This window comes from Legionella donaldsonii (genome assembly GCF_900452385.1).
In the GTDB taxonomy this organism is placed as follows: domain Bacteria; phylum Pseudomonadota; class Gammaproteobacteria; order Legionellales; family Legionellaceae; genus Tatlockia; species Tatlockia donaldsonii.
In genome coordinates, this window is record NZ_UGOA01000001.1 from 567,501 (window position 1) to 587,341 (window position 19,841).

Below are 19,841 nucleotides of genomic sequence, written 5' to 3' on the forward strand. Positions count from 1 at the left end.
GCGGGTGCTAACGTCCGTCGTGAAGAGGGAAACAACCCAGACCGCCAGCTAAGGTCCCCAAGTTATGGTTAAGTGGGAAACGATGTGGGAAGGCACAGACAGCCAGGAGGTTGGCTTAGAAGCAGCCACCCTTTAAAGAAAGCGTAATAGCTCACTGGTCGAGTCGGCCTGCGCGGAAGATGTAACGGGGCTAAAACCATACACCGAAGCTGCGGATGTGTAGTAATACACGTGGTAGGGGAGCGTTCTGTAAGCTGATGAAGGTTCATTGAGAAGTGGGCTGGAGGTATCAGAAGTGCGAATGCTGACATGAGTAACGATAAAGAAGGTGAAAAACCTTCTCGCCGGAAGTCCCAGGTTTCCTGCACGACGTTAATCGGAGCAGGGTGAGTCGGCCCCTAAGGCGAGGCAGAAATGCGTAGTCGATGGGAACCAGGTTAATATTCCTGGACTTTTTATAAGTGGTGAAGTGGGGACGAAGAAGGCTAGATGAGCCGGGCGTTGGTTGTCCCGGTACTTGCATGTAGGCGGAGAGACCTGGCAAATCCGGTTTCTCATTAACGCGGAGGTGCGAAGTGGTTCTGACCTTTCGGGGTGCAGAGAAGTCATTAATGCCAGGCTTCCAGGAAAAGCTGCTAGCCATAACTTATAGAAAACCGTACCGCAAACCGACACAGGTGGACAAGTAGAGAATACTAAGGCGCTTGAGAGAACTCGGGTGAAGGAACTAGGCAAAATGGTACCGTAACTTCGGGAGAAGGTACGCCCTTGCCGGTTAGTTGTTTTACATAACGAAGCTGGTGAGGGCCGCAGAGACCAGGTGGCTGCGACTGTTTATTAAAAACACAGCACTCTGCAAATTCGTAAGAAGACGTATAGGGTGTGACGCCTGCCCGGTGCCGGAAGGTTAATTGATGGGGTCATCTTCGGAGAAGCTCTTGATCGAAGCCCCGGTAAACGGCGGCCGTAACTATAACGGTCCTAAGGTAGCGAAATTCCTTGTCGGGTAAGTTCCGACCTGCACGAATGGCGTAACGATGGCCACACTGTCTCCACCCGAGACTCAGTGAAATTGAAATCGCTGTGAAGATGCAGTGTACCCGCGGCTAGACGGAAAGACCCCGTGAACCTTTACTATAGTTTTGCACTGGACTTTGATGATAACTGTGTAGGATAGGTGGGAGGCTAGGAAGTGCAGACGCTAGTTTGCATGGAGCCAACCTTGAAATACCACCCTGTTATTATTGAGGTTCTAACTTGGGCCCATAATCTGGGTTGAGGACAGTGTATGATGGGTAGTTTGACTGGGGCGGTCTCCTCCCAAAGAGTAACGGAGGAGCACAAAGGTACCCTCGGTACGGTCGGACATCGTACCAAGAGTGTAAAGGCAAAAGGGTGCTTGACTGCGAGACTGACGGGTCGAGCAGGTACGAAAGTAGGTCTTAGTGATCCGGTGGTTCTGTATGGAAGGGCCATCGCTCAACGGATAAAAGGTACTCCGGGGATAACAGGCTGATACCGCCCAAGAGTTCATATCGACGGCGGTGTTTGGCACCTCGATGTCGGCTCATCACATCCTGGGGCTGAAGCAGGTCCCAAGGGTATGGCTGTTCGCCATTTAAAGTGGTACGCGAGCTGGGTTTAGAACGTCGTGAGACAGTTCGGTCCCTATCTGCCGTGGGCGTAGGAAAATTGAGAGGAGCTGCTCCTAGTACGAGAGGACCGGAGTGGACGAACCTCTGGTGTTCCGGTTGTGACGCCAGTCGCATTGCCGGGTAGCTAAGTTCGGACGGGATAACCGCTGAAAGCATCTAAGCGGGAAGCCTCCCTCAAGATGAGTTTTCCCATGAAGCCCGTTGAAGACTACGACGTTGATAGGCGAGGTGTGGAAGCGCAGTAATGCGTGAAGCTAACTCGTACTAATTGGCTGATTGTCTTGACCATATAACCTGAATTGCTTTGAGGTTATAGGCAATAATGAAAGACGAATACGTTTGTGTTACCTCATATTCTTTACCGGCCTCCTGGCTATCGCAGTTAACCCTGCTTTAACCAGAACAGGCAAACCAGTTTTCCTGGCGACCATAGCGGTTTGGAACCACCTGACTCCATCTCGAACTCAGAAGTGAAACAGACCCGCGCCGATGATAGTGTGGAGTTTCTCCATGCGAAAGTAGGTCATCGCCAGGGCTTTTTTCCTAAGCGGCTTAATAGCCGCTTTTTTTTTGCCAGATTACAAAATTCTGCGTTAATTTTGACATAGCCATCCAAATTAAATTTTTTTTAGTAGTTAGTTATTTAATTTGTACATTTCATCGACAATAAATAATGATTTCTCAGTAGAATTCATGTTAATCTATCTGCGCTCGAGATAATGTTTCAGCATTTTATGAACTGAGAGTTAGCTAGATATAAATGTTGTAGTATTAATTATCATTTTACGGGGAAGTAGAGTAGCATGTTAGTCGGCCGCGTTCAGGAATTTATTAATGCTCTAGAAAGTATTAAAGATAAACTAAGTGAGGATGATAAGGCTCTTCTTAACGATTTCCAAGAAAAATATTCTGGAAGGTTTGACCCTAAAGCTGAAGAAGGCACCAGTGATCCACTATTTCCACTGGAGCTAGATAGCCCTTTAAATGAGGATGACCTTGCTTGGATTAGGGCTTGTTTTGCAAGACGCTGGAAAAATATAGCTGATAAGGAAGATGATTATACGTTTTATCCTGGAGGGGTGAACATACCTTGGATCTCACTGGCTAAAGATTTAGCGGCTGAATTGAAGATACCTTATTTGTTAGTATTAATTCCAACGCTTAAAAATCAAGTGGATCCCGATAAACTGTCGCGCCTAGAGCAAGCTCCTGATACTCGTGCAATTTTTCTTAGTGATGATGGTGTTTGGCATAGAGTTTTGGGGCTCTTAGAGCATTTGCAACACGGCAAAGGACAATTGGCTACCTACGACATGGCCAAACAGTTTAGACCCCGAGCGTTGACTCTCAATGAATTGTATCGAATTCGTTCTAAAAGAGGCGAAGATTTAGCTTTTCAACTTAAAAACGAACATTATTCCAGCTTTTGGAATTACGTACTCCGTCTGATAGCCCCTAATTGGCAACGCCGTGGCGATTGCCCTACTCATCTACTACCCAGTCTCCTTGATATTATTGAAAGTTATTATGACGCTGCTGGTAGGGAGCCGAAAGATTTTACAGAATTTCAAAAATGTCTAAAAAATTTTTCTATAGCTCTCAGTGCTTGTTCGTTAGAGGATATTAATCATTTTTATGGAATACCAATAGATTTTGGGGATAAAAAGCGGAGTTACTTAATTGAAATTCTGCTTGATTGCATGCAGAACACCGAGGATTTGCATGATAAGCTGGCTGCCGTGGCGAAATGGCTTTGTCAATTTGACCCCACCCTGGTCGGCAAGCATGAGAAACTGCAACCGCTTTATCAGTCTTTGAAAGTTGGAAACTACTTTGAGGTGGCTCAATTATGTGAATTAGTTCAAGCGTTAGAACTAAATGACACTGATCCACTGAAACCGGAGATAGATCAGCTAGTTCAGCGACTTCGTGGTGAAGATGAGATTAAACCTGAGATAATTGAGCAGATAAAACAAATTTATGCTTTGCGTTGGAAAAGTATCATCGATACACCAAATGATTATACCCGTAGGCAAGATAGACCCAATCGCAGTTGGATACATTTAGCCCGCCATTTAGCAAGTGCAGGGTATATTCACCCTAACTACTATCGGTTGCTGATTCCAACGCTGCAGATGGATAAGGATCTGGTTACTCAAGAGCTATTTACAATTTATCCCTTATCTCATCTTATTCTTTCTGATAATGGAACGAAGTTAATTCTTGCTCAACATCTTATTGATCATCATAAAGCGAACGGAACTTTTTATCAGTGTAGTGAGCATCCTCCATGCCCATTAACCCAAAAGGAATTAGCGCGTTTAGCTTTTGCAGCCCCTCGCTATCCTGATTATTTTATTCGCGTGGTCGAGACAGAACCAGAGCCCGGTATCAGCGTTAAAACTGTCGAGGCAGTCAGAGAGTTAGTTAATGGTACTTTAAATCCAGTGGGATTATTGCTTGGTTATGATATTAGTGCAACTCAACTCGATACAGCTGATAAAGCGTATGCAAAATTTCTTGAGTTTATCGCAGGATTAGAACAGACCGAGTTAGATAGATTATTTAAGCAACGAATTTCCTTTCGTACAAAACGGCTTTCCGTTGCAACCATTCTGCAAAAAATTCAGCATAAATTCGATGATGATGATCGGGGCTGTATTGCAGTTTATGGACAATATTTCCTGCAATTAGTTTTAGATTATAATCCGCAAGCTGAGTTTCGCAAAGAGATAGAAAAAGACGATAGGATTGAAATCGATTCTTTACGCCGTGTTTCAGCAAAAAAAGTTTATCGGGAGTATGATGAGATAGATGAGCAAGAGGCGAATCGAAGAGCGTTAATTATTTTTGTGTCATTAATGACGCATGGCTTTAGCTATTTACCTTTTACAAGTACTTCTCTACGTATCTGGGATAAATCTAACAATGTCCCTGATTCTAATTGCATCGATTTATTTAATACCCTTTCTTCTTTCGTTGAAAAGGGAGATGTAAAACAGAGTCGTTTTACGTATGCCTCGGTCATGGAGAATATTGTCAAGAAAGCGGCTGCGGCAAATGATTTTCTTACCTCATGGACGCGATATAATGACACATTGGAATGGTGGAAGAGTATAGAGAATCAATCAATCTTTGCCAAAGAGAATAACACCTGCTTTGAGCCAGAGCAGTTGTTTACGGTACTCTGGTCGTTATCATCAAAAAGACAATTTAAGTCAAGGATGTTAATTGAGAATTTCCTTGAGCAAATCGTGCAAACTTCCTTACAGCCCAAAAATCCTCAGTTAAAATGGGCTCGTATTAACATTGAATTCAATAAGCTATTAGGAAGTGTACCCGTTGAAGATAGGGCAAAGATGTTGGAAGAGTTAAGAAAAGAATCTGCCCCCGTTAGTTCTGATCAATTTTTAAAAGCAAATCGGGAGTTTTTGATACACCGTCTGGCTAGCTGTGGAGCGAGAGAAGGCTGTAAAAGGAGAATTGGATTATTTGGTGCTAATCCAGGGGCTTTTAAATTGTTCTACCAGGAGCTAACTGAAAAACTTAAAGAAGAAATGTTTATAGGTAGTATAAAAAGCCTGATGGGCACTTTACAGAAAAAAATTGAAAAGTTAGCTGTCAGTAAATTGCAATCCGATAGTATGTTAGAGTATTTGCAGAAATTAAGTACGACTATAACGGCGCAACCCTCTCCAGAGAAAGGAGTAACGATAGAAGATGAGCATGTGGCTATGGAGCTGGCTTTAGCTTAAGGGCCTAACATTTCTATCAAGGCTTACTCTCCCAGCTGGAGAAATAGAAACAGCACTGATCGATTAGCCCATTGCCAGCCTAAATTATTTGGCAAATTGCACAGTAATTTTAACAAAGCTGTCATAGCGTTTTTGTGCTATTTTTCCTGCATCAAGTGCAGCTTTGATTGCACAGCCGGGTGTATCTTTGTGATTACAATTGCGGAATTTGCATTGGGCAATAAGAGGCTGGAACTCGCGATAACCTTGAGTAATCTCACTAATGGGCATATGCCAAAGGCCAAACTCACGTACACCCGGAGAGTCAATTAAGGCGCCGCCGCTAGGTAAATGATAGAGACGTGAATTGCTTGTTGTGTGACAACCCAACTCTGAACTAGCTGAAATTTCCGCCGTTTGAATGTTATTTTCGTGTGGTAAAAGCCCGGCAATAAGCGAAGACTTGCCTACACCCGACTGTCCAACAAAGACACTGGTATGATGTTGAAGAGTTTTTTTCAATAACTCATAACCCTGAGTATCAAATTGACTAGTAAATACGAGGGGATAGCCAAGTGGTTTATAGCAAGTTAATAGTTCTTGCTGAATCGTTTCGCAGGGGAGATCTGTTTTGTTTAAAACAATACAAACTTCTAAGGCTAAATGTTCAGCCATAACCAGGTAACTATCCAATAAAGACCATGTGAGCTCGGGTTTTGCTGCGGTAACAACAATGACTTGACTGATGTTAGCAGCAACGGGTTTGAATAGTCCTCGCTTGTCTGGGCGACCCAGTGTGGATTGACGTGGATAACGACTTACAACCACACCTTGAGCATGGCCTTCCACTTGCCAGATGACACGATCACCGGCAACTAAAGAATCTAAATTAGGACGAATAGAGCAATGAATACGATTTCCCTGACTATCTTCGATTTCAGCATGGCGGCCAAAACGGGACAAGACTAAACCTTCTTTGCCTGAGATATCAGTGTTTTGACGATACTCGGCTTGCATTTTTTCAATGCGCGCAGCTTGTTGTTTGTTAATTCGTCTTTTACTCATGCTTTAAACATAGTCTATAATTGTCAGGATCTTAAACTTGTACAGTATGAAGGCAAACAGATATTAATGAAAGTTTATTTAGTGGGAGGGGCTGTTCGTGACCAATTATTGGGATATCCCGTTAAAGAGCGTGATTGGGTTATTGTGGGAGCGACTCCAGAACAGTTGAAGAAACAAGGTTATCAGCAAGTAGGAAAAGATTTTCCAGTTTTTCTCCATCCTACAACCCGTGAAGAATATGCTTTGGCTCGAACAGAACGAAAATCGGCTCCTGGCTATTATGGTTTCGAGTGTAATTTTTCACAGACTGTTACTTTGGAAGAGGATTTGCAGCGACGAGATTTGACAATTAATGCTATGGCACAAGATAAAAGCGGCCAACTAATTGATCCTTATCATGGCCAAGCTGATTTACAAGAAAAGCTTTTAAGACATGTTTCACCCGCTTTCGCTGAAGATCCAGTTAGGGTTTTGAGAGTAGCTCGTTTTGCGGCTCGTTACTATCATTTAGGCTTTAAAGTGGCGAATGATACGCGTGTTCTGATGTATGCAATGGTAAAGCGTGGTGAACTGGGTCATTTGGTTGCCGAGCGTGTTTGGCAAGAGTGGTCACGTAGTTTAACGGAAGAAAATCCAGAAATATTTATTACAACCTTAAGGGCATGTGCTGCATTAAAAATAGTATTACCCGAGATAGATGCTCTTTTTGGCGTACCTAACAGGAGGGATTACCATCCTGAGGTCGATAGCGGTGTACATACCTTGATGGTATTAAGTGCTGCGGTTGAACTATCGAGTGAGCCGATGGTGCGTTTTGCAGCTGTTATGCACGATTTAGGGAAAGCCATCACTCCAATGGCCGAATGGCCAAAACACCATCGACATGAGGAGCGGGGGATTCCAATTATTGAAGCCTTATGCGAACGTTTGCGAATTCCTGCGGATTACCGTAAATTTGCGGTCATGGTATCGCGCTTTCATTTAACGATTCATCGTCTTTTTGAGTTGAACGCGAAAACAATAGTTAAAGTTTTTGAGCAGACGGATGCTTTTCGCCGTCCACAACTTTTTGAAAAATTATTGCTTGTCTGTCAAGCTGATGCTCAGGGTTGTGGCCGAAAAATTGATTATAAGCAAGGGAAAAATTGGCGTTACTTATTACAAGAGTGTAGTAAAATTTCTGCTCAAAATTTAATTGAGAAGGGATATCAGGGCGAGGCCATTAAAGAGGCGTTACATCAACGGCGAGTTGCCTGCGCCGATTTAATTTTGAATTCTTGGAAACCACATGAAAAACAATAATAATCTGATTTGGATAGACTTGGAAATGACTGGCCTTGACCCAGAGAAGGATCGCATCATTGAAATAGCTACTATTGTCACTGATGCAAATCTTACTATTCTGGCTGAAGGCCCTGTTCTCGCTGTTCATCAGGCTCCTTCCTTAATTGCAGGGATGGACGAATGGAATACTAAACAACATAACCAATCAGGATTGGTTAAACGGGTACAGGAGACTACAACGACAGAAGCTGAGGCAGAAGCACAAACAATCGCTTTCCTTAAACAATACTTGGATAAAGGTAAGTCCCCTATGTGCGGCAACAGTATTTGCCAAGATAGACGGTTTTTATATAAATACATGCCTGCGCTGGCGGCCTTTTTTCATTACCGCAATCTTGATGTGAGTACATTAAAAGAGTTGGTTAAGCGTTGGCGGCCGCAATTATTAAGTGGTGTTGTGAAAGAATCAAAGCATTTGGCGCTTGATGACATTAAGGATTCAATTGCTGAACTTGTCTATTATCGCGAGCATTTTATTAATTTATCGAGTAGTAATCATGATCAATCGTGAACAACTAGTTCTTCCTAATGGTGCTGACAAATTATTATTGCACTCCTGCTGTGCGCCCTGTTCGGGTGAAGTGATGGAAGCTTTGTTATTTTCAAAAATTAATTTTTCTATTTTTTTCTATAATCCCAATATTCATCCTGTGCAGGAATATGAAATTAGAAAAGAAGAGAATATTCAGTTTGCAAAGAAACATAATATTCCTTTTATTGATGCGGATTATGATAAGGACAATTGGTTTGCAAGGATTAAGGGGCTGGAATGGGAGCCTGAGCGCGGGAAACGCTGTACCGCTTGTTTTGATATGCGTTTCGAACGGACTGCACTTTATGCTCATGAACATGGGTTTCCGGTGATCAGCAGTTCGCTTGGTATTTCTCGTTGGAAGGATATGGAGCAAATTAATGGCTCAGGAACTCGCGCTGCTAGCCGTTATCCTCATCTCGAATACTGGACTTATAATTGGCGAAAAAATGGCGGCTCGGAAAGAATGTATGAAATAGCCAAGCGCGAAAATTTTTATAAACAAGAATATTGTGGCTGCGTATACTCGTTACGAGATACAAATGCCTGGCGTAAGCAAAATAGCCGTGAGCGCATTAAAATTGGAATAAGTTATTATAGTAATCAAGACGATAATTCCTCAGCAGAACCGGCAGAAAATTAAAGGAGCAGCTATGATTTTTCATCAGCATGACGATGAGGACGAGGGGCATTCGCATGAGCACTCGCATGGCCATCATCATGGTGTTCCCCATTTTAATCGCGCTTTTTTGATTGCTATTATTGCCAATGGATTATTTGTTATTTTCCAGATTATTTTTTCTTATATCGCTAATTCGACTAGCTTATTGGCTGATGCCATTCACAATCTTGGTGATGTGCTAAGTTTAATTTTAGCCTGGATAGCCCACGGATTATTGAAGCGTATGCCGACGGCCCATACAACATATGGTATGAAGAAAACATCAATATTAGCCGCACTGGCCAATGGCGTACTATTAGTTTTTACCTGTGGAATCATTGCTACGGAAGCGATGTATAAGTTGTTTTCACCCACTGAAATACAGGCACTCTCAGTAATGATTGTGGCTGGCATAGGTATCGTCGTTAACGGAGCAACGGCGTTACTATTTTTACGTGGGGCTGATGATTTAAACATTCGTGCGGCTTTCTTGCATTTATTCTACGATGCTTTAATTTCTGTGGGCGTAGTGGTGTCAGCAGCCCTTCTTTATTGGACCAATTGGTTATGGATAGATCCGATTGTAGGCCTGTTGATTGCTCTATTTATTATCAAGGGTACATGGTCCCTTTTCAGCGATAGTTTTCGTCTGATTATTGATGGGGTTCCGCGAGGGATCTCTTGGTCGAGTGTTCGCGAATCATTGCAGGCGGAGGCTGGCGTCGTTGAGGTACATGATCTACATATCTGGGCAATAAGCACACAAGAAAATGCCTTGTCTGTGCATCTTTTTATGCCTGAATTACCATTAAGTGATGAAGCACGGCAAAAATTAGTGAACATGCTGAAAGAAAAACACAACATTCACCATGCAACTATTCAGGTTGAACGTAGCTTGCGTTTTTGTGAAGATGCCTGTACTCCAATATTGCGTTAATGGTTTTATGGCCATTCAAGGAAAGCATTGTTATGGACAGTACTTATGTTAAGACAACGGAAGTAGGTCTTGTTTTCACCAAACAGTTTTTTCAATTTTGTTTGCGGAAACAGCGCAATGATCAGACTTTAATGATTCATGAAGCAGAATATGCACCTTCTGCCAGTGAAAAAATGGCGCTTGCACTAAAACATCCTAAAAGTGGATCTCATCCCATTGGCGTACAACGCTATAATCTCTTATTCGAAAGCCAGGGTAAGCAGCAGCAAATTGTTGTTATCGTAAAATCGAAGATCAGCGAAGAAGATTATTTAAAAGCAATAAGCACTGCTTTTTTCCAATGTGGGATTCGTACTACTCATCCGGTCTATGATTATTTGTCCCAATTGGAATTTGCCTATGTTAATCGTAAAGAGGCAGCTATCTATGCGATGCAACAGGCTTATCCCGCTTTTCAGCAGTACTTACCGTTCTCTTACGGAAGCTATGTTAGTGGTGATGCCTGCGTGCTTGTTTTGCAGTATCTTGACGAGAAATGGTTATCGTTAGATCCCTTTAATATTGCCAAGTGGAATCAGCGGGCTATTGAAAACCTCTGTGCAGCACTCGCCAAGATGCATGCAGTTTGGTATCAAAAAGAAGCAGAATTGATGAAAATCCCTGGTTTTGGAAATAGGCTGGATGTGGTAATGATGCAGCAGCTTATGCCTTATTGGTTAGCTTTGGCCGATGCTGTAAAACTAGCTCAACTACCCTTTTTACAGGTTGAGGATTATGCTTTTCACTCTCGGCTAATACAAGATATTCCGATTTGGCGCGCGCAAATTGATACTATGAAAAAAACCTTGGTACAAAATGACTGCGTTCCTAAAAATGTAGCATTTAGTGAAAATGAGAGACAAATTTATGTCTATGATTGGGAAATTGCAACGATTCATTTACCACAGAGAGATGCCGTAGAGTTTTTATCTTATGTTTTACCTACCGATTTTGATGCTAAATTATTGCTACATTATCTTGACCAACATCGCTTGCAATTAGCTGAAGCAACTAAGACCAGGATTGCTGAAGAAGAATGGCAACTTGGTTTTAAATATTGCCTGTACGATTTTTTAATTCAACGTGTATTACCTCAATTGGTTTTTGAAAAATTAGAGGCACGTAATATAGCAAACGTTTACGCGAATGTTAGGAAAATGATAACGCTATTATCTTAATCACAGAGAGAGAATAATGACGCAGGTACATGTGATTCTACCCGGTTATAATACGCAAGTATTAAGCGAGGAGGTGTTGCAGCCTTATCAGAGTAGTGAATTGCAATTGAGTATTCGCTATGTCGACATTGAGGTCGATGCTATACGCCATGAGTTTGATATGGCGCTGATCGCTCCTGGGTTGATTGCTGAGGTTCTTGCAGCAGAAAAAGAGAAAGCCGATGCAATTGTTATCGATCTGATGGCTGATATTGCCTTGCGCGCACTACGCGAAGCGGTTTCTATTCCTGTCGTTAGTCTTCCTCAAACAACCATGCATGTTGCTGCAATGATGGGCAATAAATTTGCCATCATAAACACTACAGAGGAGTTAACACCTATCCAAGAAAATTTAGCCAGAGTCTATGGGCTGTATGATAGGCTAGCCTGTGTACAAGGTGTACAGCTCGATCCGACTGCTGATTATCGCTCAGAGGCTACCATGAGTGCGTTAGTAGAGCAGTGTTATGATGCGGTCACTAGCAAGCAAGCCGATGTACTGATTTTGGGCTCTGGACGGCTTATTGCTTATCGTGATGCGATTAATGAACGTTTAGAGCGCGAAGGGATTAACATCCCTATTATTGAGCCTTTACCTACAGGGATATATTTCGCTAAGTTTCTTGCTGATGCCAGAATAGCTCAAAGTAAGCGTGTTTATAACTCGCCTGCTGAAAATAGTTTAAAAAGATATGGCAACGTTTTAGCTGCCTACACCAAAGGGTGCTAAATTTTTTGATAGTGTGCTATCTACGATATTCCAATCGACGATGCCAAAAAGCAGGAATAGGCAGTTAATCAAAATCGTTAATTTCTAGCGAGCTCTTGCGGTACTTTCACCATCCTAAAACGAGTGCTTAGGACGTTGATGCAAAGCCCGGTAATCACTAGTAATCCTGCAGTTAGTTTCCAGAGTTGGAAGGGTTCCCCCAAAAGTAAGACAGAACTTAATATGCCTACGACTGGCACTAACAAAGTGAATGGGACAATAGCGCCAATAGCATAACGACTTAATAACCAGTTCCATACACCATAACCGATCCAGGTTGAGATATAGACAATGTAGAACAATGAGCTAAGGCCCAACCCGGTTAAATGTTGATAGCTATAAACAAGTTTGTCCTGTCCTTCAACAACGAGAGCGAGGATTAGCATAGGGACAAAGGCAACAAAACTTCCCCAAATAACAAGAGCCATCATATTAATATCTTTGATTTTTTTGGTAATAAGATTACCTAATCCCCAAGTTGCAGCTGCAGCAAGAATAAACATAAAGCCTAAGAGGGAGATATTTTTATCGACATGCATTGCAACTAAACCGATACCGATAAACGAAACTAAAGCGCCTCCAACCTGCCAAAGATTGGGTTGCTCACCCAATAAAGCTGCTGCAAAGAACATGCTAAAAAATACTTGTACTTGAATAATTAACGAAGCCATACCAGGTGTCATACCCGCATTCATCCCTATAAAAAGTAAGGCAAACTGTAAAGCAAACATAATTAAGCCGTATAAGGCAACTAGTCTGAAAGGTATGGCAGGTGGTTTTATCAAGAAAATGGCTGGAACACTGGCTAATAGGAATCGCAGTGCGCAAAGAAAAAGTGGTGAAATTTCGTCAAGAGCTAATTTCACGAAAAGAAAATTAACGCCCCAAATTATAGCAACTAAAAGGGCCAGTAACAGATGGGCAATAGGCATTTAAATTCACATCAATTTTTAATAATACGTTAGTTTAGTTGAAAAATTTTCAATTGGGTCGAGAAGAAACCTCTTATTTCTTAAAAGTGATATGGTATTTTTCTGAAAATAGAGTAAGAAAAAACTTTTCTGCATAAAATTTTACAGTTAGTTTTTATTTTGTCAAAAAATTTCAAAAGCCATTCACCCAATTAACTGGTTCTTGCTGTTAACTCCCCATCCGCTTTTCTGTTGATTGCAAGCGCTAGTCCTTGTCGATACGATGAGCAAGCGCCACTCTGGTCATTCAATTTTTCCAATAGTTTACCCAATTCAGCGTAAGCTTCCGCTGTTGGACTAAGTTCGAGACTTTTTTCAAAATAATTCTTTGCTTTTCCCCATAAATGATTGTTGAGACTTAGACGCCCAAGACAAAGATAGAGCGCTGCCGAATGGGGTGCTTTTTTGAGTAAAGATTCAGCAAAAGCTAATTGTTGATCATCCCCTTTCACCTGCCCATAAAGAGAAATAAGTCCTTCATGATATTCTTTCCGCAAACAGCGGCGTAAAATTGACTCTGCTTGCATCTGGTCATTCTGCATTAATAAAAACTTGCAATATTCGGCCATTAATAAAGGGTCATTGGCTAGTGCTTTGGGTAGTGATGCTATCATTTTTGTCAGAGCTTCAACTTGCGAATACTTGGCAAGTTCAGAGATAGACTGCAAATAAGTTTGTTTTCTTAGGATTTCAAAGGCTTGGCCTGTAATAACCTGATTTTTCTTTAATTCAGGTAAAAGTGCAATTAATTGCGGCCAGTCCTTAACTTCTTGATAGAGATGCATTAACAATTTAAGCACATAGGGGTGGTGGGGCGCCATATCTTGTAAATGGCGTAGTGTTGCCAAGGCTTGTTCCCATTGTTTGTTCGCAAGCTGTAATTGAGCCTGGGTCAATTCGACTGCTATTTTAGCCTCAGGCATCGATTGTTGGGCTTCCCGAAGATAATCATCGCGCAATTGATTATCTCCCATCTCCTGTGCGGCACGAGCTGCGGTGAGATAATTAAGCAATGGAGAGTCAGTATCCGGTAAGGCTTTGATTAAGTGATTTTTGGCTTGCGCCCAATAGCCCTCGCTGAACTCGATTAATCCTTGTCTTGTTTTAGCCTGTGCTTTTTGTACACGACGTTTTGTTTGCCAATGACGGAAAGCTGCAGGACCTTTACCCAGTTTAGCCATTACCAACAGGATGGTATGAAATAAAACAAAGCTAACAATCAAAGCGAAAATGGCAACTAAAAGGGTCGTTTCAACAGTCCAATGATTAATGGCAATAAGCAGGTAGCCAGGATCGCGACTAAGCTGAATACCGAGGTATACGGACGCGAGTAAGAGCAGGAAAATCATTAACACGCGAATCATTGTATAGTTTCTCCTTCCGATACAGCAGCCTTGGTGGTTTGAGAATTGGATTCAATCAGCTGATTTAGCAAAGGCAGCGATTCTTTAATGACGGGTTTAGCTGGGGCAAGGTTTTCTTGGGATAAGTCTTGCAATTTTTTGATTAAGGCTTGCGTACTCTCAGCACTTTCATCAAAGGTACGTTTCACATCCTTTATGGCTTGAGTTAACGCCAATTGATATACTTGGGGATTGTTTTGCAATATCGCCCATTGCGCTTCTTGTAAATTGAGGCGAATACTTTCGCGTAATACTGCCTGATGTACAGGTGAGAGCAAAGAATTAATCTCTTCATCGTGATGACGAACAACCACCAGCTTTTCAAGTAAACTCATACTGTCATGAACTCTGTCTCGCCAGGTAGTGGGGGACGGGGTGTCGATGTTTTTTGTAGGCACCGTAGCAACTTGATTAAATGCTTGTTTGATTGGCAAATCGGAAATGATGCTCTGTGCGGCGTCGAGTTGACTTAAGAGGCCTGCTGTATCAATTTTGGGAAGAGCTTGTAACTGGGTAATTTCTCGTGCAATCGCTTGCCGGACGGTAAATAGTTGGTGATTAGATACAGTTGCTAACAGGGTATCTGCCTGTTGCAGTAGTGCAATAGTAGCCTGTTGGTCATCGCTCCAGTGACCATTAATCTGTGCAAGCTCTAAATAATAACGCGCCTTCAATAAAACCCAATCCTGTTTTTGGTAAAGGCGTTGCTGCATGGCAATATGCAAATTTTTGCTTAATTCTTGCACCTGTGTTTCTATTTTTTCTTGTGTTTGACTACTTGTTTGTGCTGCTTCAGCAAAATGAGTTTTTGCCTCTAATTGACTTCGTTTTAACTCATTGATTTCACTATTCAGCATTTGAGTTTGTTGACTGGCCGTTTGATGTAGCTGTTGGCTGGTATAAGCAGCATATAAACCACTAACGAGAGCAATGCCTGCCATGATCAAACTCAAAACTGGGACAAAGGAAGTGGTTGTTTTAGCCGGTTTTTCTTCAATTTTATTACTTGGCGGCTGAATGGGGTGGTTTATATCATGATTGGTGGTGGTTGTTTTAGGCGCTGTTTTTGAGGCTTTGTTCTGCGCTTCATTGCTGTTGGCCATGAATTAATCCTTGATTGTATTGGTGCAATGTTTTTAAGATTGTTTCCGGGCTGCTTATCAGAATAGTTTTTATTCCTAATAATGATGCTGATTTTGCCAAGCGTTCACTGATAACCAGGCAAGGTTTGCTGCAAAGCCAAGCATGGGCGCCCTCACCAAACAAAGCAAAAATATTATGCATCGCTTGCTGGCTTGTAAACAGTATAATATCGACAACGTCATTGTGCCACAATGAATATAAATGTTGCTGATTAATCTCGGGTTTTACTCGTTTATAAACATCAAAACTATAGACATCTGCCCCGCGGCTCTTTAGGGTTTCGGCAATTAATGGCCTGCCTCCTTCTCCTTTGAATAACAGAATCTTTTTTTTATTGACCGTTTGTAGTTCAGCAAGTGCCAATAGATGTTCGCTGTCTGCATGAGAAGGGATTAGATGAATAGGAAAACCATATTTCTTTAAAGCAGAAGCAGTTCCTTGTCCGACAGCGATTAACTTCACTGTAGCAGGCCAGGCAATTTTTTGTTGTTCCAGAGTGGTGAAGCAATGTTCGACAGCATTAGCACTAATGAAGATGGCATACTCAGTTGCCGCTAAATTGGGCAAGGAGGATAGCCACTGCTGGTTATTTGCTTCAATTTTTAAAGCGGGGCATTCAATGGCTATCCCTCCCGCATCAATAATAGCGCGACTCAATTCTTTTGCTTGCCCAAGAGGCCGCGTATTGAGAACATGTAAATTATGCAGAGAATAAGTCATGATGAGAGAGAAAGGAGTTTATCTGCTCCCTTCGCCAATAAGGTTTTTGCACAGGCATCAGCTATCGCTGTTGCTTTTGATTGTGGGCCTGATTGACTGTCTTGAATGACTGTTTGGCCATCTAGAGTGAAGACTTTGGCACGTAAAAGCAATTGTTGATTAGATTGCACAGTACAAAAAACAGCCAAAGGTACGTGGCAATTACCACCTAGTAAGGCATTGACGTGGCGTTCGCTGTGTACGCAAAGTGCTGAAAGTGGATCATTAAGCGGCGTCAAAAGCTTTTTTATGTCGCTATCTTCAGCACGGCATTCTATTCCCAGAGCGCCTTGCCCACAGGCTGGCAACATAAGCTCATCACTTAAAATCTCGGTAATTATCGTTTGCATCTCCATGCGCTCAAGACCTGCTACTGCCAGGATAATGGCGTCATACTCTCCCTCTTCCAATTTATTTAAACGGGTATTGATATTGCCTCGTAATACCTTTATTTCCAAATCAGAACGGAGCGCTAAGAGCTGTGACTGGCGACGTAGACTGGATGTACCAATGACGCTGCCTGAGGGTAATTCTTGTAGTCTCTTATGTCGTTTTGCAATAAAAGCATCTAGAGGGTTATGCCGTTTACAAATGGTTGCAAGAGCGAGCCCCTCAGGGAATGTTGCCGGCACATCCTTCATTGAGTGAACGGCAATATCAGCTTCCCCAGCTAAGAGTGCTTCTTCAAGCTCTTTCACAAAGAGGCCCTTACCGCCGGTAACCAGTAATTTGTCTTTCAAAAATTTATCACCCGACGTTACCATTGGGACGAGCTCTATCTCAAGTAGCGGCCAATACTGCTTAAGTAGACCAGCAATATGATTGGCCTGCCATAAGGCCAAGGGACTCTTTCTTGTCGCAATACGTAAGGTTTCAATAGCCATACTGAGTTACAAATTAAGAATAATAAAGAAAGCATAATATCATTCTTCCCACAAGATTAATGTAGGAGTTATTTACATTTGATGGTGATGGCTTGATTTTCGAGCCATAATCACTCAAGTTAGCGATAGGTAAACAGTTCCTGGTATCTTGACATTGGTCCACTCGTGTTCAATTCTGAATTTATTTGAAGAGCATGCATGCAGTGATGAAAAATTTGAAAAAAATAGTGAACTATCTTGATCAATCGATGCAGCGCAGTTTATCTAATGCTGCACACCAGTTGATCGCCGTAGGAGCAATTGCTTTTTTTGGGTTCCCATTGTTTTACTGGATATGGACAGTATGGTTTCCACAGCCCTATGAAACCTTGGGATTACGTCTAGTAGGCAGTTTACTAGGCTTGGGTTTAATGTTAACTCCCTATTGGCCTGCAGCAAGCAAACCCTATATGCCTTGGTATTGGTTTTTGACGATTCTTTATACGCTATCCTTTTTCTTTGCTTATTCATTTTTAATGAATCATGCGAATGCCATCTCGGCGATGTCTTTATTATGCAGCGTATTTTTGCTGGTCTTGCTAGTGGATTTATTCAGTCTTTCAGTACTGTTGGTTTTGGGATGGGGGCTTGCCTTGGTTTGTTATTATTTTATGTCGCCGGAGCTCTATTTTGGTGAAGAGCATATTGAAATGACCTTGGTATTATTCTTTGTAATTATTGTTGGTTCAACCGTAAATTATAAAACCGCTATGTTACAACAGCAGCGATTGGCTGGTATGGCGGCGGCTGCTGGCATGATAGCTCATGAATTACGAACGCCTTTGTTAGGCATTAAAAGTGGTGCAAAAGCCCTGACCTATTATATGCCTCAATTATTTCAAGCGTATCATGTTGCCAAAGAACAAGAGTTGTTGACTTCTACTATCCGGGAAATGAGATTACAACAATTAGAGGATGTGGGTGAGCGTATAATTAACGAGATTGATTATGCCAATACAATTATAGATATGTTGCTGGTTAAAGCCGGCCGAGAAAACTCATTACAGAATTGTATATTAGAGCCTTGCTCAATGACTGATTGCCTAACCGAAGCGATGGCAAGATATCCTTTTAAATCAAATCATGAGCGTTCACTAATAACTTGGCGGGGGGACTTTGTTTTTACCGGTTCAAAGTTATTGATGCAACATGTACTTTTTAATCTCCTCAAAAACGCCCTGTATGCCATTGCAACTACGCAAAAAGGAGATATTTTTATATGGACTGAGACTGGCGATAAAGTGAACACCCTTTTTTTTAAGGATTCTGCCAAGGGGATGTCTTCACAACAACTGGCTCGTTTGTTTAACCATTTTTATACAACGACTTTTATGGGTACAGGAATAGGGTTATCTTTTTGCAAGTTGGTTATGAATCGTTTTGGTGGTGATATTCGCTGTGAGGCACAAGAAGGGAAATATACACAATTTGCTTTAACTTTCCCTACACTGCCATAAGGGGATGGTGTGGTTAAGATTGACCATAATGGATAATTTAATATCTAATTTTTGTTTTGGGAAAACAAGACAATTGTGTTAGCTTATATGCAAGTTGTAATTCTCATTCTTGTTCCACCAGAATGGTTAAGGGTTTTGCCGGCACTGAAAAACAGGATGATTTAAGACTTACAGTGTACTAAGAGCGTTTGCTCAGGAGGAGCTATGCCACCGTTCTCGATCCCCACCTGCTATTTTCCAAGCACCGCGTTATTTATTGATGATAGTCGCGATTTTTTACTGAATTTTGTGTTGCAGTTGGATGAAGGCCTAGCCTATCGAGTGTTTGATTCTCCCTTTGACGCTCTGGACTGTATTTACAAAAAAAGGTGTGAACTGGATTTGTTAAGTCAGCGTTGTTTGAGTGAATATACAGAGGCTAAAAATTGCCCTCTAACAAATCATACCGTGAATTTGGATTTAGCAGCTATTCATGCCGAAATATACAATTCTCGTCGTTTCTCGGAAATTTCAGTAGTAGTCGTTGATTATGCGATGCCCGAAATGGACGGAGTGGAATTCTGTCGCCGTATTGAGAATACTAATATTAAAAAAATTCTTTTAACGGGACAGGCTGATGAGAAGCTTGCGATAGAGGCCTTCAATGAAGGTTTAATCGATCGTTATATTCAAAAAAGTGATCCAAATGTTGCAGAGTTAATCACTAAAAGTATTTATGATTTACAGTTGCACTATTTTCAAGCCATGTCGGATATAGTAGTGAGGATGCTATCAGTTACTTCACCTAGTTGTTTACATGATAAAAAATTTGCCGAATTTTTTCGCCAGCTTCGTCAGGAAAAAGGCGCTATTGAATATTATCTAGCTGATAATTCAGGCAGTTTTTTGTTGCTTGATGATGATGCGAATATAAGCTTCCTCATTGTTAAAAATGAATCAGACATGCGGTTACACTATGATTTAGCATTGGATAATGGGGCCAGTGAGGAAGTCTTGGATCAACTGGCAGCAGGTGAAAAGATCCCTTGTTTTTGGCAAGCAAATACTCAAGCACCTCAATGGGATGATTGGTCGACTTGTTTGGTGCCAGCCCAGCGCTTTGTTTCAAATGAAGTTTATTTTTATGCTTATGTACAAGGTCCGGTATTGTTTGATGTACGACAGGAGAAAATTTTATCTTATCACGCTCATTTAGAAGAACTTGATGCTGAAGAGTTACTTTCCGTATAGAA

The 19,841-nt window shown here is 41.7% G+C and carries 15 protein-coding genes and 2 rRNA genes (1 of these 17 only partly in view); 11 read left to right on the plus strand and 6 right to left on the minus strand.

The genetic code is table 11. The annotated features are described in order from the left end of the window. From DYC89_RS02650 to DYC89_RS02660, 3 genes are all read left to right on the plus strand, one after another. A 23S ribosomal RNA gene (locus DYC89_RS02650) occupies positions 1-1,944 on the plus strand; it begins 953 nt to the left of the window's first position. Positions 1,945-2,074: 130 nt separating this feature from the next. Continuing rightward, a 5S ribosomal RNA gene (gene rrf / locus DYC89_RS02655) occupies positions 2,075-2,190 on the plus strand. A 268-nt stretch (positions 2,191-2,458) separates the two neighbouring features. Beyond that, positions 2,459-5,410 (plus strand): hypothetical protein, encoded by a 2,952-nt coding sequence (locus DYC89_RS02660; protein ID WP_115220378.1) that lies wholly within the window; start codon positions 2,459-2,461, stop codon positions 5,408-5,410. Between the two features lie 84 nt (positions 5,411-5,494). Here DYC89_RS02660 and rsgA read toward each other — a convergent pair whose 3' ends face one another. Further along, on the minus strand, positions 5,495-6,454 hold the full coding sequence (rsgA, locus tag DYC89_RS02665; protein ID WP_115220379.1) for a small ribosomal subunit biogenesis GTPase RsgA: 960 nt from the start codon (positions 6,452-6,454) through the stop codon (positions 5,495-5,497). 66 nt (positions 6,455-6,520) lie between these two features. On the opposite strand from rsgA, the gene DYC89_RS02670 reads away from it, so the two are divergent. Genes DYC89_RS02670 through DYC89_RS02695 form a run of 6 tightly spaced genes read left to right on the plus strand, consistent with a single transcriptional unit; the run spans position 6,521 to position 11,914 of the window. Further along, positions 6,521-7,756 carry a multifunctional CCA addition/repair protein gene (locus tag DYC89_RS02670; RefSeq protein ID WP_115222629.1) on the plus strand — a complete coding sequence of 412 codons (1,236 nt, stop codon included), beginning with the start codon at positions 6,521-6,523 and terminating at the stop codon, positions 7,754-7,756. Continuing rightward, on the plus strand, positions 7,743-8,309 hold the full coding sequence (orn, locus tag DYC89_RS02675) for an oligoribonuclease (protein WP_115220380.1): 567 nt from the start codon (positions 7,743-7,745) through the stop codon (positions 8,307-8,309). The genes DYC89_RS02670 and orn overlap by 14 nt, the downstream gene beginning before the upstream one ends. Further along, positions 8,296-8,973: an epoxyqueuosine reductase QueH gene (locus tag DYC89_RS02680; protein ID WP_115220381.1), complete on the plus strand. Its 678-nt coding sequence runs from the start codon at positions 8,296-8,298 to the stop codon at positions 8,971-8,973. Before orn ends, DYC89_RS02680 begins: the two co-directional genes overlap by 14 nt. A 10-nt stretch (positions 8,974-8,983) precedes the next feature. After that, on the plus strand, positions 8,984-9,928 hold the full coding sequence (locus DYC89_RS02685; RefSeq protein WP_115220382.1) for a cation diffusion facilitator family transporter: 945 nt from the start codon (positions 8,984-8,986) through the stop codon (positions 9,926-9,928). 32 nt (positions 9,929-9,960) lie between these two features. Next, a complete protein-coding gene (locus DYC89_RS02690; RefSeq protein WP_245953934.1) occupies positions 9,961-11,145 on the plus strand; it encodes a phosphotransferase in 1,185 nt (394 codons plus the stop codon). A 16-nt stretch (positions 11,146-11,161) separates the two neighbouring features. Next, a complete protein-coding gene (locus DYC89_RS02695) occupies positions 11,162-11,914 on the plus strand; it encodes an aspartate/glutamate racemase family protein (protein WP_115220384.1) in 753 nt (250 codons plus the stop codon). Positions 11,915-11,991: 77 nt separating this feature from the next. Here DYC89_RS02695 and DYC89_RS02700 read toward each other — a convergent pair whose 3' ends face one another. The 5 genes from DYC89_RS02700 to hemC form a co-directional block, all read right to left on the minus strand. Then, a complete protein-coding gene (locus DYC89_RS02700) occupies positions 11,992-12,885 on the minus strand; it encodes an EamA family transporter (protein WP_115220385.1) in 894 nt (297 codons plus the stop codon). Between the two features lie 191 nt (positions 12,886-13,076). Then, on the minus strand, positions 13,077-14,288 hold the full coding sequence (locus DYC89_RS02705) for a heme biosynthesis HemY N-terminal domain-containing protein (protein ID WP_115220386.1): 1,212 nt from the start codon (positions 14,286-14,288) through the stop codon (positions 13,077-13,079). Further along, positions 14,285-15,430 (minus strand): uroporphyrinogen-III C-methyltransferase, encoded by a 1,146-nt coding sequence (locus tag DYC89_RS02710; protein WP_115220387.1) that lies wholly within the window; start codon positions 15,428-15,430, stop codon positions 14,285-14,287. Before DYC89_RS02710 ends, DYC89_RS02705 begins: the two co-directional genes overlap by 4 nt. Next, positions 15,414-16,190, minus strand: coding sequence for a uroporphyrinogen-III synthase (locus DYC89_RS02715; RefSeq protein WP_115220388.1), 777 nt, complete (start codon positions 16,188-16,190; stop codon positions 15,414-15,416). The genes DYC89_RS02710 and DYC89_RS02715 overlap by 17 nt, the downstream gene beginning before the upstream one ends. Further along, the gene (gene hemC / locus DYC89_RS02720; RefSeq protein WP_115220389.1) at positions 16,187-17,113 is read right to left on the minus strand and encodes a hydroxymethylbilane synthase; all 927 of its coding nucleotides are present in this window, start codon (positions 17,111-17,113) and stop codon (positions 16,187-16,189) included. Before hemC ends, DYC89_RS02715 begins: the two co-directional genes overlap by 4 nt. Positions 17,114-17,319: 206 nt before the next feature. Between hemC and DYC89_RS02725 the strand changes: the two genes are divergently transcribed. Together DYC89_RS02725 and DYC89_RS02730 are read left to right on the plus strand one after the other, a co-directional pair. Then, positions 17,320-18,609 carry a sensor histidine kinase gene (locus DYC89_RS02725; RefSeq protein WP_115222630.1) on the plus strand — a complete coding sequence of 430 codons (1,290 nt, stop codon included), beginning with the start codon at positions 17,320-17,322 and terminating at the stop codon, positions 18,607-18,609. Positions 18,610-18,813: 204 nt separating this feature from the next. Then, the gene (locus DYC89_RS02730; protein WP_115220390.1) at positions 18,814-19,839 is read left to right on the plus strand and encodes a response regulator; all 1,026 of its coding nucleotides are present in this window, start codon (positions 18,814-18,816) and stop codon (positions 19,837-19,839) included. Positions 19,840-19,841 lie beyond the last annotated feature (2 nt).

Bases quoted from the DNA above. Each gene is read 5' to 3' on its own strand.
- DYC89_RS02725 (WP_115222630.1), top strand. From the start codon at position 17,320: ATGAAAAATTTGAAAAAAATAGTGAACTATCTTGATCAATCGATGCAG.
- DYC89_RS02685 (WP_115220382.1), top strand. From the start codon at position 8,984: ATGATTTTTCATCAGCATGACGATGAGGACGAGGGGCATTCGCATGAG.
- rsgA (WP_115220379.1), bottom strand. From the start codon at position 6,454: ATGAGTAAAAGACGAATTAACAAACAACAAGCTGCGCGCATTGAAAAA.
- DYC89_RS02670 (WP_115222629.1), top strand. From the start codon at position 6,521: ATGAAAGTTTATTTAGTGGGAGGGGCTGTTCGTGACCAATTATTGGGA.
- DYC89_RS02690 (WP_245953934.1), top strand. From the start codon at position 9,961: ATGGACAGTACTTATGTTAAGACAACGGAAGTAGGTCTTGTTTTCACC.
- DYC89_RS02680 (WP_115220381.1), top strand. From the start codon at position 8,296: ATGATCAATCGTGAACAACTAGTTCTTCCTAATGGTGCTGACAAATTA.
- DYC89_RS02710 (WP_115220387.1), bottom strand. From the start codon at position 15,430: ATGGCCAACAGCAATGAAGCGCAGAACAAAGCCTCAAAAACAGCGCCT.
- orn (WP_115220380.1), top strand. From the start codon at position 7,743: ATGAAAAACAATAATAATCTGATTTGGATAGACTTGGAAATGACTGGC.
- DYC89_RS02705 (WP_115220386.1), bottom strand. From the start codon at position 14,288: ATGATTCGCGTGTTAATGATTTTCCTGCTCTTACTCGCGTCCGTATAC.
- hemC (WP_115220389.1), bottom strand. From the start codon at position 17,113: ATGGCTATTGAAACCTTACGTATTGCGACAAGAAAGAGTCCCTTGGCC.
- DYC89_RS02695 (WP_115220384.1), top strand. From the start codon at position 11,162: ATGACGCAGGTACATGTGATTCTACCCGGTTATAATACGCAAGTATTA.
- DYC89_RS02700 (WP_115220385.1), bottom strand. From the start codon at position 12,885: ATGCCTATTGCCCATCTGTTACTGGCCCTTTTAGTTGCTATAATTTGG.
- DYC89_RS02660 (WP_115220378.1), top strand. From the start codon at position 2,459: ATGTTAGTCGGCCGCGTTCAGGAATTTATTAATGCTCTAGAAAGTATT.
- DYC89_RS02730 (WP_115220390.1), top strand. From the start codon at position 18,814: ATGCCACCGTTCTCGATCCCCACCTGCTATTTTCCAAGCACCGCGTTA.
- DYC89_RS02715 (WP_115220388.1), bottom strand. From the start codon at position 16,190: ATGACTTATTCTCTGCATAATTTACATGTTCTCAATACGCGGCCTCTT.